The sequence below is a fragment of the Achromobacter aloeverae genome (genome assembly GCF_004121055.1).
Classification (GTDB): Bacteria; Pseudomonadota; Gammaproteobacteria; order Burkholderiales; family Burkholderiaceae_B; genus Bordetella_C; species Bordetella_C aloeverae.
The window spans coordinates 55,553-70,389 of sequence record NZ_PYAL01000007.1; the positions used below are offsets into that span (position 1 = coordinate 55,553).

Sequence of the window (14,837 nt, forward strand, 5' to 3'; positions counted from 1 at the left end):
CATGGCCCGCCGCCGCCCGCCGCGCCTTACCGCGCCAGCGGCTTCCAATTCAAGGCCTCGCGGGTATAGGGCTGCGCGGCCCCCGACAGCTTCAACGCCATGATGACCACCAGGTCATGCGTGCGCGCTTTAGGCACGACGGTATAGCTGGCCAGGGCGGACAACAGGAAGCCGAGCGCCACGGCGCCCACGCGCAGGCCGGAGCGATGCGCGGGCCATCTGGACAGCACCACGCTGGAGACGATGCCGCCGACCAGCAGGCCCAGCACGACCTCGGACGGCGAATGCGCGTGCAGGTACAGGCGCGAAATGCCGATCGCGATTGCTAGCAGCGCGCCTGCCGCCGCGCCCCAGCGCGCGGCACGGTCGGAACGGACCTTGCCCAGGGCATAGCCCAGCACGGGATAGATGGCCGCGCTGACCATGGCATGGCCGCTGAAGCCCGTGAAATCGATCGCCTCCCAGCCATAGCCCCAGCCCAGGAAGGCCAGCTTGGACACCAGCACCACCAGCGCGGCCGCCGCGAAGCCGCAGGCCCATTTGAAAACCGTGGCGCGTTCCGATGCCACCAGGAAGAGGGTCGCCACCACGGCGGCCGGAACCAGCAGGCGAGACTCGCCGACCGCCGACAGAAATACCCAGAAAGAATGCATGCCCTGCCCAGGAAAAAATTGAGACGTCGCCCATGGTCGTCATGGTGGCCGCCGCGCCAGCCGCCGCGTTCACTGCCCGCTCTTGTAGCGGGCATACAAACCGATGACGTCGCGCACGTATTGCCGCGTCTCCGCGTAAGGCGGCACGTCGTCGTACTTGGCCACGGCGCCCGTTCCCGCATTGTAGGCGGCCAGCGCGAGGTCCAGCCTTCCGGGATACAGGTCGAGCAGCCGCCGCAGGTGGCGCGAGCCCGCGCCGACATTGGTCGCCGGGTCCACCAGCGCCGCCTCGATATCGTCCTGCTTGAGCAGGCTCGCTGCCGTCGCCGGCATCAATTGCATCAGCCCCACCGCCCCCTTGGGGGAGCGGGCGTCCTTGCGGAAACCCGACTCCACCGCGATGACGGCGCCCAACAGCGCGCTGTCCACCCCGGCCTCGGCGGCGGCCTTGGAAATGATGCCGCGATAGTTCTCCATTCCAGGATGCGCCAGCAGGTCATCCAGGCGGTGGGCCTCGTCGCTGGGGTGCAAGGCCGCCTTGCCCGACTGCATGATGGGCCCGCCCGCCAGCACGCGCCCGCCGGACCGCGCCTGGGCGCGCAGTTGCGCCCGTTGATAGTATTTGGCGTAACCCTTGGGCACCGTCATGGCGCGCGGCATGCCGAAGGGATCGCGGTAGCGGTAGATTTCGCCGGCGACGGCGCGATCGGGCCACATGGCCAGCACCACCGCGATCAAGAGGCCCGCTACCGCGACCCAGCGTACGAAACCCGGTCCTGCCGGGGATGGCCAGCGTGTCATCGTCATCGTCGCAATCCGTGGCCCGACGCCTGCGCGCGGTCCCCGGGCAGCGCCATGCGCCGCCTGTATCCGCCCCCGGAAAACGCATGATGACCCAGCGGCGGCCCGCTTGTCTCTCGGACCGATGGGCGAGAGGGCTTGCCCCTACCTCACCCTCGCTTCGTCAGCTGTCCCGGGCCGCGTCGTGCATGAAGCCCAGGTCGCGCCCGTCGAAACGGCGGAGGTTCGGAAAAACGTCATCGAGGGACGCGGCGCCGGCGCCGAACCAGGTGGCCAGCGTGGCGCCGAACTGGTCCACCGCGACGTCCGGCAACATGCGGCCATGGTCGACGAAACCCGGCCCATCCAGCGCCAGGTCCGGGTGCCTGCCATAGAAGCGCCCGCCGCGCACCGCGCCGCCCAGCACCAGGTGATGCCCGCCCCAGCCATGGTCCGAACCGTTGCCATTGGAGACCAGGGTGCGGCCGAACTCGGACGCGGTGAACGTGGTGACCTGCCCCGCCACGCCCAGTGCGTCCAGCGCCTGCTGGAATTCGGCCATGGCGCCGCCCAGTTCACGCAGCAGGCCGGGATGCACGTCGTTCAGTCCGTCATGGTTGTCGTAGCCGTTCTGCGTCACGAAGAAAACCTGGCGCCGCATGCCCAGGGTCTCGCGGGCGGCGATCATGCGGGCCACGATCTTCAACTGCGCGGCCAGCGGCGTCGCGAAGGCGCCCTGCACCGCATCGCCCGCCAGCGCGGCGCGCAGGCGCGCATCGGCGCGCATGGAGCGCGCCACGATGGCCGCGTGCTGGCGCTCGAAGAGGTGCTCGCCGGACTGCGTGATGAGGAGGCGCATGAGATCGGTGCAGGTGGTCGAGCCGTAGGTATCCCGCTGCAGCAGCTCGATGGGCGTGGAGCCCGCTGGGCTGACCCGGTAGGCGCTGACGTGGCGGCCCGCCAGCAACAGCGCGCTGCCGCCGGCGGTCACCCCGGTGAACGTGGCGTTGGCATTGGCGGCGATGAAGAGATCCGCCAGGCGGCCGCCCCACCCCGACGCCGCGCCTTCCGGCGCCAGCGCCTGCCAGTAGGACTGCTGGTCATTGTGCGAAAACAGCTTGGGCGGCAAGGGCACGCGGGCGCCGATATAGTCTCGCTTGCTGGTGGGCGCGGCCAATGGCCCTACGTTCAGCTGCACGGCCAGCTGGCCGCGCTCGAACCAGGGCAGCAGGGGCGCCAGTCCGGGCGCGAGGGCATAGGCCTGCTGGCCCGGCAGCGGATCCTTGGGTTTCAGTGCCGTGGCGGCCAGCTTGTCGCGCGCCAGCGCGATGTCCGCGCGCGCCTGGAAATAACGCGCATGGCGCTCGGGATCATAAGGAACGATGGTGTTGTACGGGTCGTTGCCGCCATAGAGGAAGATGCAGACCAGGGCCTTGTAGTGGCTCACGGAATTGCCCACCGCATTGCCCACCGCATCGCCCGACGTGCCCGCGGCGGGCGCCGCACCCGGCGCCGTCCCCTGCGCGGGCGGGGCCGCCGCCGCGGCGGCGCCCACCGCGGCCATCTGCAAGGCCAGCGGCGCGGCCGTGCCGCTCATGCCCAGCAAGGAGGCCCGCCTGAGGAATTCGCGTCGTGTGGCCTTCATGGCCCTCTCCCGGGATGATGACCCGTCATTTCTGCACCAGGTATTCCGGCGTCGCCGCCACCAGCATGATGGCCGCCCGCACGCGATCGAGCCGGCGCGGCGCCGGGATCTCCGCCACCGCGTCCGCGATGATGCGCGCGGTGGCCTCGCTGAAGGCATCGCCCGCCAGCAGCAGCACGATGCGCCGCACAAGCGCGTGCGTGTCGCCGGCCAGCGCCGCCTCGGCCGCGTAATCGGTCTGCACGTCCTCCCAACCCCGGTCGACGTAGATGGCCACGAAATTCAGGTACCCCGCCACGCTGGTCTCGTCCGTGATCTGGAACTCGGGCGCGACCAGCCCCGCCTGCGCGATGGGTGTATTGGGCGGCGTGAAGCGGGGGCGGAAGAAGTTGAAGACCGACGGCGCCCGCAACGGACTCTGTCCCAGCCGTATGGTGCTGTCCGTCGTATCGGGCATGGCCCACTGCCCGTTGCGCGAGGTGGCGCCGAAGGCCCGTGCCCAGGCGGCGAAGCGCACGATGGGCTCGCGCACCTTGCCCCATGTGGGCGAGCCCAGGTCGGGCTGGCGCGCCTCCGGATCCAGCAGCACCGCGCGCAGCACCGCGCCCAGGTCGCCGCGCCGTCCCTTGCCGTTGTCGGCGAATACCGCCGCGACCCGTCCCACATAGGCCGGACTGGGATTGCTGGTGACCAGCCGCTGGATCAGTTGCGTGCCGATGAAAGGGCCGACATTGGGATGGGCGCACAAGGTGTCCAGTGCGATGCGCAAGGACTCCACGCCGCCGGTTCCCGGCGGGATGACCGTGCCCAGGAAGCGCTTTTCCGACATCGAATGGTTGGCCGGGTTCAGCGCCATGGGACGACGCTGGAATTCGGCATCCGTTTCCGGGCCGCCCAGGTCCCAGCCGGTGAAGACCTTGGCAAGGCCGCGCACGTCGTCGTTGGTGTAGGTCTCCACCGCCTTGCCGTCGCGCAGCTTGAGCGTGCCGTCGGGGTTCAGCTCGTACAGGCCGATGGTGAAGAGCTGCATCACCTCGCGCGCATAGTTCTCATCCGGCGAGCGGCCGGTCCTGGGATCTTCCTTGCGGCTGCCGCGATAGGTGAGCATGCAACCCATCGCCACGCTGCGCGTGACGCCTTCCAGCATGTCGCGGAAGTTGCCCAGGCTGTGCGCGGCCAGCGTGTCCATGAACGCGGCGGCGCCAAACATGGGCCACGAGGCCGAGATGGACAGCACGTTGACGACGAAGATCTCCGAGAAGGCGAAGGCGGCGCGCGTGCGCAGCTGGTCGGGCGCCGCGATGAACTTGCGCCACAGCGTGGCCTCCAGCGGCTCATTGATGCCGTTGCCCTTGTAGGCCTCGGTGTTCTTGCCCATCGCCACCAGCCAGTCGAAATGGGTCTGCGACGGCGGCGCGGCCAATTGCTGGTCTATCCAGCGCGCATACCCCAACGACACCACGCGGTCGATTTCGTCCGGCGTCGGGCCGAACGTGGCCTGCGCCAGGAAACGGGAAGCCTGGCCAGGTGTAGGACGGGTAGGCGCGGAGGACGGCGTGGGCATGGCGGACAGCGATGAAGGCATGCGGGCATGGCGCGTCGTCGGCGTGGCCGGTCATGGGGAACAAGCCGGGTCCCCATGCCGCGCCGCAGCGAACACCACGGATGTGAACCACCTTAGCCATGTCGCCGCTGGCTAACAACCGCTGCATTTGGACGAGGAAGACTAGGCCAGGCCGGCGTTCTCATCCCTATGGCGGAGTAAGCACGGCCGCGACCGCCGCAAGGCAATTTTTCCCACACTTGGCGCCGACGAAAGCAGCCGGTACTCATCCATCGGACGGGTGGCGCGCGGACCGCACTACTGCGTAACCTCGATCTTTCGCGGAGGCCGCACCCGGCCTCCGGCCGATTCGAAGGTACGCGGCGCCCTATCCCGCGGCGGCGCGCCTTCCGGATTTCCCCGCATGCACGGCCAGGCACAGGACTTGCTCTGGTGCTGCGCCGCGCCATTGCGGCAACCCGCGGACTAGGAGAATGTTTATGGACAAAGCAGAAATCCCTCTCGCTCAACGAGACGCGCTGGGCCTGATGCTGGATGATCACTGCAAGATCAAGCACTTATTCAAGGCGTTCAGCCGCGAAAAAGATGCCGAGGCGCGCGAGGCCATCGCTCACGAAGCCTGCCTCACGTTGACGCTGATCGGGCAAATCGAGGAAGAACTCTTCTATCCCTACGTCCGGATGCGCAATGAAGCGGCTTTCGGCCACCTGATCGACAAGGCCCTGGTGGAGCATTCGTGCATTCGCGGCCTGATCGCGCAGATCCAGGGCATGACGTCCGAGGACAGGCTGTTCCACGCCAAGGTCACGGTGTTGGGCGAACTGGCCAGCCATCACGTGAGCGGCGAGGAAGGCGAGTTGTATCCGAAACTGATGGTGATGAACGAAGACCTGCGCGACATCGGCGCCAGGATGCGGCAACGCAAGGACGAAATTACCATCGAGGCACATATTGCCTGAGATGAGCGGACTGGGGCGCGATGAAGATACTGACTAAGGAAACCCAGCAGTCACGGGCTACGTTATGGCTGGAGCCGGTGACACAGGGCGGGTTTCGGTGGGAAGTGGAGGTCGTCGACACGGGTAAGACGACCGTGCCCCATGTCATCCAGTCCGAGCATGTCTTCCGAACGCCGACGGATGCCGCCTTGGACGGCATCCGTGCGTTGGAGTCGCTGGCAGTCTCCCAGTGACGTCGGACGTGCCCAGGAAAACGCACCGCGTGGCGGTGCGTTTTTTTTACCTATTCACTTGCCGGGCACGACGTTGGCGGGCGCCGCGGGCGAGGCCGGGGAAACCGGCGACACGGGGACGGACGGCGAGGGCGCAGGCGTGGACGGCGGATTAGCGGGCGCGGGCGGCGATGGATGCTCGCCCACCCAGCCGCCGGGACGGTTGCCCGAAACCGTCGTGCGCAAGGCGCGGCCGTCATCGAGGTGCCTCTTCAACGTCGGCAGGCCCTTCCCGGCAAAGGCCTTGACGTCCGCATCCCTGGCGTTTTTCGCCGCATCGGTGAAGAGCTTGACGGCGTCGCGATGGGCGCTGACCGCCACCTTTTCCGCGTATGTCTTGTCGAATTTGTTGCCCTTCGAACTCTGCAATTGCTTGAGCAGGGACTGCTGGGCTCGCGACGGCTCTTGCGGCAACTGGACGCCCTTGGCATCGGCCAGGGCCCGCAAGTCCTGCGCGAGCGCCCCGTGATCGGTCACCATCATCCCGGCGAACCGTTTCACGTCGCCATTGTCGGAATGATCCCCGGCCAGCTTGCTGGCGGCGATCTCGAACAAGCCCGCCTGCGCCGCCTGCTCCATGAAGCGCTGGTCCTGGCGCGCCGGCCCGGCAGCGTGGGCCGGCCACCCTACCCCCGCGGACACCAGCAAAGCGGCGCACAGCGCGGCCTTCCTCAGCAAGATACGATGCGTCTCGTTCGGATAATCCATGGTTGTCTCCTGGCAATCACTCCCGATTCGTGACCGGCGCACCAGGGCAACGACATCCAAACAGCCCTCAGTGCCTGTTTTCCAGCATTTCCGCCACCTTGGCCGTCAGTTCGCCGACCTCGAAGGGTTTCATCAGAACGGACATGCCCGGGTCCAGGGCCTCGCCGCCGCCTACCACCGCATTGGCCGCGTAACCGGTCATGAACAGCACCTTCTGGCCGGGCAGCAATTCACGCGCCGCGTCGGCCAGCTGGCGGCCATTCAAGCCGGGCAGGCCGACATCGGTCAGCAGCAGTTCGGGGATGACGCCGCCGCGCAACACCGTCATCGCGGATGCGGCGTCGGCGGCCGCGATGGTGCGATAGCCGGCATCGGCCAGCACCTGGGTCACCAGGTCGCGCACCATGCTGTCGTCGTCCACCACCAGCACCAGCGGATTGCCGGCGATGGCGGTGATGCGGCCCGGCTCCTGGACCGGCTGCGGCAAGGCCGCCACCTCCGGCAGCAGTATGCGCAGCCGGGTTCCCTCGCCATCGCGGCTGTGCAACGCAATATTGCCGTCGGACTGCTTGACGTACCCGTAGACCATCGACAGCCCCAGGCCCGTACCCTGGCCGATCGGCTTGGTCGTGAAGAAAGGGTCGAAAGCGCGTTCGCGCACGTCCGGCGTCATGCCGCTGCCGTTGTCGACGACCGTCAGGCAGGTGTAGGCCCCGGGCGCCAGGTTCTCCGCCGCGGCGCCCTCGTCGGTCAAGACCTCGCGCGTCAGCGACAACGTCAGCGTGCCGCCATCTGCCATGGCGTCGCGCGCATTGGCGGCCAGGCCCAGCAGGGCGTTTTCCAATTGGCGGGGATCGCAGAGGGTGGGAGCCAGGTCTGGCGCAACCTCCATGACCAGGGCGACGTCCGAACCCAGGACATTGCGCAACGCAGGGTCCATGGCGCGCAACAGCGTCGCGACATCGACGGGTTTGGGATCGAGGGATTGGCGCTGCGCGAAGGCCAGCAGGCAATGGGTCAGCCCGGCGGCGCGGCGTCCGGCGTTCAGGCCGGCGTCGATCAGGCGCCCGGCCTTCTCCGTTTCGCCCGTCGCCAGGCGCCGCTGCGCGAGCTGCAAGGAGCCCAGCAAGCCTTGCAGGATGTTGTTGAAGTCATGCGCCAGGCCGCCGGTGAGGTGGCTCAGGGCATCCAGTTTGCGCTGTTGGAACAGGGCATCGGGAAGCGACGCTACGCGCGGCTCGTCCCCCTGATGTTCCACGGCGAGGTCTGGCAGTTCGGCGTCCAAAGGAACTGCCGGTGGCTCAAAAGGAATCGCCGGTGGCCCCGGCGCCAGCGTGTTTTGTTCGGATGGACGTGGCATGGACTTACTGGGGCCTGTTAACCCGGATAAAAGCCTGGCACTGGCCGGAGACAGGCCGGCGAACCATGGCGCAAGTACGTCATGCTCGCACCACCGTTGTACGGACGGAGTATCCCTGTGTTACTAGAGGTTAAGCCGCTCTTTTCCTTGCGCTTTGCTTCCTTTCCTTGCGGTCTTTGCTTGGTTCTTTGCTTGGTTCTTTGCTTGGTTCTTTGCTTGGTTCTTTGCTTGGTTCCTTGCTTCTTCTTTCCTTGGCTCCTCTTCCCTTGCTTCTTCTTTCCGCGCGGAGTTCATGCGCGCACCCTCATGCGAACAACAGCCGCGCCTGCTTCAGCAACTCGCTTTTGTTGAGCACGCCCACCAGGCGTCGCGACTCGGGGTCGGAAAGCACCGGCGTGCGTTCCGCGGGCGATTCCACGACGGTCTGCCAGACATCGAACAGCCGCTGGTGGGCATAGACCACCGGCAGGTCCGGCACGTAGGCCGACGTGTCGATGGCCGCATCGGCCTCGCCCGCGTTCACGCGGGCCACCACGTCCTGCAGCCAGACGGCGCCCTCGTAATGCCGGGCATCGTCGACCACGAAGACGAAGCGGTTCTTGCCGGCCAGGCCCACCTCCATGGCGACGCGCAGCGGCGTGTGCCGCGCCACCGTCCTCGCCACGGGGCGCATGACGGCGCCGGCGGTGGCGTCGGCCAGGCGGCTGCGGCGGTCCGAACGGGCGCGATGACGCGCGATCACGGAATAGGTTCCGCTGTCGCCCAGGGCCATGGAGGTGGCATAGGCCACCACCGTCGCCAGCATGAGCGGAAAGACGAAGGACGACTCCTGCGTCATTTCGAAGACCATCAGCGTGGACATGAGCGGCGCCTGGGTTGTCGCCGCCAGCCCGGCGGCCATGCCGGCCACGCCCAGCAGCACCGCGCTGTCCGGCACGCCCAGCCATTGCGCCGCCAGCGGGGCGCAGGCCGAACCGGCCAGCGCGCCTATCATCAGCGATGGCGTGAACAGGCCACCGATGGCGCCGGCGCCGACGGTCGCCGCGGTGGCGAGTATCTTCAACGCCAGCAGCACCAGCAGGGGCGTGGAAAGGGCCTGGCCGTCCAGCAGCTTGACGATGGGGGCGAAGCCGTTGCCCGTGACGTCCGGCGCGACCAGGGTGATCAGCCCCACCAGCAGGCCGCCCACGGTCATGCGCACCACCAGTGAACCGTGCAAGCGCGTAAATCCCGTACGGGCCAGACGCAGCACCCACAGGAAGATGGCGCCGGACGCACCCGCGGCGACACCCACCAGCATGATGGCGAGCATCCCTGGCCCCGTGACGTCGAAGGCGAAAGGCGGCAGGGCGTACAACGGCGTGTAGTGGCCCATCGCGCTGACTACCCAGGTAGCCGCCGCGGCGGCGGTGAAGAGAAAGCCCACGCGCCGCAGTTCGAGGCCGCCATAGGCGATTTCAGCGATGAAGATGGCGGCGGCCAAGGGGGTGTGATAGACGGCCGCCAGCCCACCCGTGGCCGCCAGCGCCACCGCGAGGCGGAAGTCCTCGCCGCGCAGGACGGACATGCCGTCGGCGGCGCCGCCCAGCGCGCGGAACGGGTAGCACAGCCAGGACGCGGCGGTGGCCGACAGCTGCACCATCGCGCCTTCCTTGCCGATGGAGCCGCCCGACACGATGGAGAAGAAGGAAGACACGCAGCGCAGCAGGGACGGCACGACAGGTATGCGGTCGGTCTTGCCATCGATGGTTTCCAGGTATTCGGACACCGTGCCCTGCGCGTGTTCGCGACGCAAGGCCTGGGCCAGGATCAGGGCGGCGATGGCCGCGCCCACGGCCGGACAAGCGATGCGCACATACCAGGGCAGCGCGGCGAAGACCTGCGAGATATCGCCTTCGCGCCCGAACAGCCACGTGGTGGCGTTGTCCAGGCCGGACCGGAAGGCCTGGGCGGCGAGCGCGCCCAGGGCCCCCATCGCGGCGGCCACCAACAGGCCGCGCACGTAGATGAGCGCGCCGCGCTCGGTGGCCTTGACGCTGGAGGCGTCGGCGCTGGTGCGGAAGAAGCGGGGAATCTTCATGCGGGACTTCCATCCGTGTTCTTGTTGGCCCGCTGCAAGGCCTCGCGCATGGCCTTCATCGGCGGCGACCACGCCGCGCTGCGTCGCGCCAGCAAGGCCACCTCGCGCCGCAGGGGCAGTGGCGGCGATGCCGGCAGGGCCATCACGCCACTGGCGTCCTCCAGCAAGGCGGCGGGCGCCACGGTCAGCCAATCGCCGCCAGCCACCAGCTTGAGCGCGCCCGCCGACACGAAATCGACCTCCAGCACGGGCGTCGGCGGCGCCAGGGCGGCGGCGGCATAGGCCGCGTCCAGCTGCTGGCGCAGCAAGGAGGTGCGTTTGGGAAGAATCCAGCGTGCGGCCGCGAGCAGTTCCAGGCTGGCCGGCGCCTGTGCCAACAAGGGATGGCCGCGCCTGGCGACCACCCGCAGGTCATCGCGGCCAACCGGCTGCTGGCGCAGGGCAGCGGGCACCGCGCGCTCCATCGGCGCGACGACGACATCCAGCGCGCCCTGTTCCAGCAGGTCGTGCAGTTCGTCGGCCACGCCCATCGTCAAGGTGACGCGCAGGCCGGGGCGCTCCGGCAGCAGGACCTCCAGCGCGGGCAGCACCGCCGTGTCCATGGTCGCCGCGGTGCTGCCCACGCGCAGCAGTCCGGTGTCCCCGGCCGACAAGGCTTGCGCGTGGCGGATGGCGTCTTCGTACTGCTCGACCACCTTGCGCGCATGCTCGGCGAAGGCCAGGCCGGCGGCGGTCGGACGCACGGCTCGCGCGCTGCGGTCGAACAGCGCGAGGCCAGTCTCGTCCTCCAGGCGCTTGAGCGACTTGGACAACGCCGGCTGCGTCACCGCGCATGCCGACGCCGCCCGGCCCAGATGGCCATGGGCCACCACGGCGAGGAAATAGGAGAGATCGCGCAAGGACGGGTTCATGGATGTATCAGGGCGGTAATCGAGGCGGGAGCCAAGACTGGCGTCACGACTGGAATAAACGGCTGGAATAAAGGGCTGGAGTCACCGCTTGAGTCACGGCGCGGGTCAAGGCAAAACCACGGCCAAGTCCCATGAACATCATTCATGCCGATAATAACTTTCAGGAATGAAAGTGTAGCGCAGGCGGCCGGGAACAGGGAATGGCTAGAATGGCTGCCATGCCTGCATCCGCGCCAGATTCCCTCGCGTCGTCCCCGGCAACGGCCGGCGCCGCCTATACGGTCACCCTGGAGACCAGTGGCTGGACCTATGCCGCGCGCGCCGATGAAACGCTGCTGCAGGCGGCGCTGCGGGCCGGCATACGCCTGGCCAGCTCCTGCCGCAACGGCACCTGCCGCGCCTGCATGTGCCATCTGGCGTCCGGCGACGTCGCCTATGTCGTCGAGCGACCGGGCCTGAGCCGCGACGAAATCGAGGAAGGCTGGATCCTTCCCTGCGTGGCGCAGGCCCGCGGCGATGTCACGTTGGCGGGCGACAGCGCGCAGCGCCTGGCGGAGGAAGCGCCACGCCCGCTGCCCCACGGACCACGGCGCTGAACGCCCTTGCCCCGTCCGGCCCGGCGCGGGCAGGAGACCCGCCGACGCATGGCGTCGGACCGAGGCAGGCTCCGTGCCGCCCGCTTACGCAGCCCGCGGCGCCGCGCCGCTGACATTCCACGACGCGAAAGCCTGCACCAGGTAGTCGAGAAACACGCGCACCTTGCGCTCCTGGGTGGCGCGCTGGGGAAACAATGCATGCAGCTCGACGTCGGGCCAGCGCGTCCAGTCGGGCAATACGCTTTCGAGCGCGCCGCTGGCCAGGTGCCGCCCGATCAGCATCTGCGACGCCAATACGATGCCCGCGCCATTGACCGCCTGCCTTATCAAGGTGGCCGACTCGTTGGCCACCAGCACCGGCCGCACGGTGATCTCGCTGATTTCGCCGCTGCCCGCGTGCCGCAGCCGCCATTGCGCCAGCGGCGCATCCCCCCCGCTGCTGAGCAGGTCGTGCCGCCGCAGGTCGCGCGGATCGGGCGGCCGCCCGGCGCGCGCCAGATAGGCCGGACTGGCGGCCAGCACCGCGCGCGACAGCCCCAGCTGGCGGGCCGCGTACGTGGTGTCGGGCAGGGGTCCGATGCGGATCGCCACGTCGTAGCCATGAGCGACCAGGTCCAGCGCTTCGTTATGGTAGGTCAGCACCAGTTGCACGCGCGGATGGCTGGTCCGAAACGCGGCCAGGGTCGGTTCGAGGACCAGCAGCCCCAGTGCGTACGGCACCAGCACGCGCAAGGTGCCTTCGGCCTCGGTGCGCAGGCTGGCCACCGAGGCGCGCGCATCGGCCAGGACCTGTTCCGCCTGCAGGCAGCGGGCGTAGAAGTCGCGTCCCGCGTCGGTGCTGCGCACTTTGCGCGTGGTGCGGTAAAGCAGCTGCACGCCAAGATCGTCCTCCAGCGCCTTGACCTGCCGGCTGACGCTGGTCAGGGGCATGTCCAGCAGGGTCGCCGCGCCGGAAAAGCTGCCGGCCTCGACAACGCGCAGGAAGACCTGCACATGTTCGAATTTCATGGCTGTGCCGTAGGGGTTACACGTGGCGGGCTATACCTGTCGGGCTTTATACCGTTTGAGGCAATAGAAATTCCCGATTCCGCCAGTTTATTCCATTCCGGGGGCGATCTAGACTGGCGGCATCATGGCCAGTTCTTCCCCCAGCGCGCCCACCGCACCCCGCCGTTTTCCCGCCCTGCCGTCCTTCATGGACGTTCCCGGGCTGGGATTCGCCGTCCGCACCACGGTGGCGTCGCTGCTGGCGTTCTATCTTGCGCTGCGGATGCAGATGGACAACCCGAAGTGGGCCGCCATGACGGTCTGGATCGTCGCCCAGGGCACACGCGGGATGAGCCTGTCCAAAGGACGCTACCGGGCCGTCGGCACCCTGGCCGGCGCGACGGTGGCGGTGGCGCTGGTGGGCACCCTGTCGCAGGCGCCCTGGTTGTTCCTGGCCTGCCTGGCGACCTGGCTGGGCGTCTGTACCGCCCTGGCCACCGGATTGCGGAACTTCAGTTCCTATGGCGCCGTGCTGGCCGGCTACACCGCGGTCATCATCGCGATGGACAGCGTGCCCCGCCCCGAGGAGGTTTTCGACATCGCCGTCGCGCGCGTCTGCTACATCCTGCTGGGCGTGGCGGTGGAGGCCGTGCTGGCGGCGGCCTGGGAACCGGACCGCGGCCTGTCCGATATCCGGCGCCGCCTGGACGACTACCTGCGCAAGGCGGCCGAACTGACCCGCCGCATGATGAATGGCGAGGCGCCGGGCAACGCACCGCACCGCCTGTTCGTGGCCGGGCTGGACGTGGATACGGCGGCCCAGTTCGCCGCCGCCGGCTCCCTGGAAGTGCGCCGCCGCATGGGCCATGTGCGGGCCGCCACGGTGGCCACCATGGCCCAACTGGTGGCCGCCCATGCGCTGGCGGAGGAACGCGGCGACACCCCAGCCGCCGTGCCGCCGGCGCTGCTGGGTTTGGTGAGCGATATCGCGGCGCAGCCTGCCGGACACGCGGACGCGGCGCGCCAACAGGCCCGGCAGGCCACGGTCGCGCTGGCGAACCAGATGGCGTCCTGGGACGGCGGCGCGGACTGGCGCGCGAGGCTGGCCGCCGAAAAGCGCCTGGCGCTGCTGCGGGCGCTGGAGACCGCCACCCAGCGGCGCGAGGCCATCTGGCAAGCCCATCCTGTTTCTGCCCGGGAACGCTATGCCACCCACCTGGACCGGACCGCCGCCGTACGCAACGGCATCCGCGCGGCCGTCGCGCTGATGCTCGCGGCCGCCTTCTGGATAGGATCGGCATGGCCATCGGGGCCGGGCTTCGTCACCATCACCGGCGTGGTCTGCGCCCTGTTCTCGACGCGGCCCAACCCGGTGGCCGGCGGCATGGGCTTCCTGCAAGGCACGGCCCTGGCGTCAGCGGCGGCGATGCTATGGGTATTGCTGGTGATGCCGCTGGCGCACGACTACGCCAGCTTCGCCCTGCCCTTGTCCCTGGTGCTGGTTGGCGCCGGCCTGGCGATGCGCCGGCCGGCGACAGCGGCGATAGGCGCATCGTTTTCGATTTTCCTGTGGGACCTGCTGGCGCCCGGCAATGGCAGCTATGCCGATATCCTCGGCCAGTTGAACGGCTCGATCACGCTGATGGTGGGCATTGCCTGCGGCGTGCTGACCTTCACCCTGTTGTTTCCGACCGACCGCCGCGCCGCGCTGGCGCGCCTGCATGCGGCCATCCGCGCCGACCTCGCCGGATTGGGACAATCGCGTCGCGCGCCGTCGGCCGCGCAACTGCACAGCCGGACGGCCGATCGCATCCGCCAGCAGATGGCGCAGGGCATCCAGGTGCCGCCGGCGCAAATGGCGCGAGACCTGGACGGCATCCTGGGCGCGCTGGCGATCGGCGATGCGGTCATCCGCCTGCGCCACCAGGGCGGCGCCGGCGGGTCGCTCGCCGGCGCCGCCCTGACCGTACGCGAACGCGACGCCCTGCTGCTGCGCCTGCGACGGGCGCAATTCAGCGGCGTCGCGCGCGTGGCCACGCGCCTGGCGGACCGGCTGGCGCGGCGCCTGCGGGAAACGGAAACGGCCGCAACGGGTGCGGCCGGTGCGCGCCTGGCGCAACTGCGAACGATATTGCTGCTTCGCGAAATCGCCGCTACCATCGCGGCGCATCGGGCCTTCCTGGAAGGACGGCCCTGGAACGACGTCCCTCATGCCCAAAGTGCATGACACCAAACACGGTTGCTGAGGGCAGCAAGCGGCGTGGGGGCCGCTTTCGCCGCCGGGCCGCCCCAAGGCGAAAGAGCCCTCTTGGCGGCAGCACG

The 14,837-nt window shown here is 68.7% G+C and carries 13 protein-coding genes; 4 read left to right on the forward strand and 9 right to left on the reverse strand.

Going from position 1 to position 14,837, the window contains the following annotated elements:
• Nucleotides 1-26 precede the first annotated feature (26 nt).
• From C7R54_RS21700 to C7R54_RS21715, 4 genes are all read right to left on the reverse strand, one after another.
• The gene (locus C7R54_RS21700) at nucleotides 27-653 is read right to left on the reverse strand and encodes a phosphatase PAP2 family protein (RefSeq protein ID WP_129152529.1); all 627 of its coding nucleotides are present in this window, start codon (nucleotides 651-653) and stop codon (nucleotides 27-29) included.
• Nucleotides 654-722: 69 nt separating this feature from the next.
• Nucleotides 723-1,460, reverse strand: a complete 738-nt coding sequence (locus C7R54_RS21705; RefSeq protein WP_240039652.1) for a lytic transglycosylase domain-containing protein — start codon at nucleotides 1,458-1,460, stop codon at nucleotides 723-725.
• A gap of 157 nt (nucleotides 1,461-1,617) precedes the next feature.
• Nucleotides 1,618-3,078: a DUF1501 domain-containing protein gene (locus C7R54_RS21710; RefSeq protein WP_129152530.1), complete on the reverse strand. Its 1,461-nt coding sequence runs from the start codon at nucleotides 3,076-3,078 to the stop codon at nucleotides 1,618-1,620.
• Nucleotides 3,079-3,103: 25 nt separating this feature from the next.
• Nucleotides 3,104-4,663, reverse strand: a complete 1,560-nt coding sequence (locus C7R54_RS21715) for a DUF1800 domain-containing protein (protein ID WP_129152531.1) — start codon at nucleotides 4,661-4,663, stop codon at nucleotides 3,104-3,106.
• A gap of 458 nt (nucleotides 4,664-5,121) precedes the next feature.
• On the opposite strand from C7R54_RS21715, the gene C7R54_RS21720 reads away from it, so the two are divergent.
• Nucleotides 5,122-5,601 carry a hemerythrin domain-containing protein gene (locus C7R54_RS21720; protein ID WP_158021255.1) on the forward strand — a complete coding sequence of 160 codons (480 nt, stop codon included), beginning with the start codon at nucleotides 5,122-5,124 and terminating at the stop codon, nucleotides 5,599-5,601.
• 20 nt (nucleotides 5,602-5,621) lie between these two features.
• Nucleotides 5,622-5,834 carry a hypothetical protein gene (locus tag C7R54_RS21725; protein WP_129152533.1) on the forward strand — a complete coding sequence of 71 codons (213 nt, stop codon included), beginning with the start codon at nucleotides 5,622-5,624 and terminating at the stop codon, nucleotides 5,832-5,834.
• Nucleotides 5,835-5,888: 54 nt separating this feature from the next.
• Here C7R54_RS21725 and C7R54_RS21730 read toward each other — a convergent pair whose 3' ends face one another.
• The 4 genes from C7R54_RS21730 to C7R54_RS21745 all read right to left on the reverse strand — a co-directional run bounded on the left by C7R54_RS21730 (nucleotide 5,889) and on the right by C7R54_RS21745 (nucleotide 10,932).
• The gene (locus tag C7R54_RS21730) at nucleotides 5,889-6,581 is read right to left on the reverse strand and encodes a DUF4142 domain-containing protein (RefSeq protein WP_129152534.1); all 693 of its coding nucleotides are present in this window, start codon (nucleotides 6,579-6,581) and stop codon (nucleotides 5,889-5,891) included.
• Between the two features lie 67 nt (nucleotides 6,582-6,648).
• On the reverse strand, nucleotides 6,649-7,866 hold the full coding sequence (locus C7R54_RS21735; RefSeq protein WP_192903720.1) for an ATP-binding protein: 1,218 nt from the start codon (nucleotides 7,864-7,866) through the stop codon (nucleotides 6,649-6,651).
• 379 nt (nucleotides 7,867-8,245) lie between these two features.
• A complete protein-coding gene (locus tag C7R54_RS21740) occupies nucleotides 8,246-10,021 on the reverse strand; it encodes a chloride channel protein (RefSeq protein WP_129152536.1) in 1,776 nt (591 codons plus the stop codon).
• Nucleotides 10,018-10,932 carry a LysR family transcriptional regulator gene (locus C7R54_RS21745; protein WP_129152537.1) on the reverse strand — a complete coding sequence of 305 codons (915 nt, stop codon included), beginning with the start codon at nucleotides 10,930-10,932 and terminating at the stop codon, nucleotides 10,018-10,020. Before C7R54_RS21745 ends, C7R54_RS21740 begins: the two co-directional genes overlap by 4 nt.
• A 218-nt stretch (nucleotides 10,933-11,150) precedes the next feature.
• Between C7R54_RS21745 and C7R54_RS21750 the strand changes: the two genes are divergently transcribed.
• Nucleotides 11,151-11,528, forward strand: a complete 378-nt coding sequence (locus C7R54_RS21750) for a 2Fe-2S iron-sulfur cluster-binding protein (RefSeq protein ID WP_240039677.1) — start codon at nucleotides 11,151-11,153, stop codon at nucleotides 11,526-11,528.
• A gap of 84 nt (nucleotides 11,529-11,612) precedes the next feature.
• On the opposite strand, the gene C7R54_RS21755 is transcribed toward C7R54_RS21750, so the two are convergent.
• Nucleotides 11,613-12,536, reverse strand: a complete 924-nt coding sequence (locus C7R54_RS21755; protein ID WP_129152539.1) for a LysR family transcriptional regulator — start codon at nucleotides 12,534-12,536, stop codon at nucleotides 11,613-11,615.
• 124 nt (nucleotides 12,537-12,660) lie between these two features.
• On the opposite strand from C7R54_RS21755, the gene C7R54_RS21760 reads away from it, so the two are divergent.
• Nucleotides 12,661-14,742: an FUSC family protein gene (locus C7R54_RS21760; protein WP_129152540.1), complete on the forward strand. Its 2,082-nt coding sequence runs from the start codon at nucleotides 12,661-12,663 to the stop codon at nucleotides 14,740-14,742.
• The last annotated feature ends 95 nt before the right edge of the window (nucleotides 14,743-14,837 follow it).

Excerpts from the sequence above, each read along its gene's own strand:
- C7R54_RS21700 (WP_129152529.1), bottom strand. The coding sequence starts at position 653 with ATGCATTCTTTCTGGGTATTTCTGTCGGCGGTCGGCGAGTCTCGCCTG.
- C7R54_RS21705 (WP_240039652.1), bottom strand. The coding sequence starts at position 1,460 with ATGACGATGACACGCTGGCCATCCCCGGCAGGACCGGGTTTCGTACGC.
- C7R54_RS21710 (WP_129152530.1), bottom strand. The coding sequence starts at position 3,078 with ATGAAGGCCACACGACGCGAATTCCTCAGGCGGGCCTCCTTGCTGGGC.
- C7R54_RS21715 (WP_129152531.1), bottom strand. The coding sequence starts at position 4,663 with ATGCCTTCATCGCTGTCCGCCATGCCCACGCCGTCCTCCGCGCCTACC.
- C7R54_RS21720 (WP_158021255.1), top strand. The coding sequence starts at position 5,122 with ATGGACAAAGCAGAAATCCCTCTCGCTCAACGAGACGCGCTGGGCCTG.
- C7R54_RS21725 (WP_129152533.1), top strand. The coding sequence starts at position 5,622 with ATGAAGATACTGACTAAGGAAACCCAGCAGTCACGGGCTACGTTATGG.
- C7R54_RS21730 (WP_129152534.1), bottom strand. The coding sequence starts at position 6,581 with ATGGATTATCCGAACGAGACGCATCGTATCTTGCTGAGGAAGGCCGCG.
- C7R54_RS21740 (WP_129152536.1), bottom strand. The coding sequence starts at position 10,021 with ATGAAGATTCCCCGCTTCTTCCGCACCAGCGCCGACGCCTCCAGCGTC.
- C7R54_RS21745 (WP_129152537.1), bottom strand. The coding sequence starts at position 10,932 with ATGAACCCGTCCTTGCGCGATCTCTCCTATTTCCTCGCCGTGGTGGCC.
- C7R54_RS21750 (WP_240039677.1), top strand. The coding sequence starts at position 11,151 with ATGCCTGCATCCGCGCCAGATTCCCTCGCGTCGTCCCCGGCAACGGCC.
- C7R54_RS21755 (WP_129152539.1), bottom strand. The coding sequence starts at position 12,536 with ATGAAATTCGAACATGTGCAGGTCTTCCTGCGCGTTGTCGAGGCCGGC.
- C7R54_RS21760 (WP_129152540.1), top strand. The coding sequence starts at position 12,661 with ATGGCCAGTTCTTCCCCCAGCGCGCCCACCGCACCCCGCCGTTTTCCC.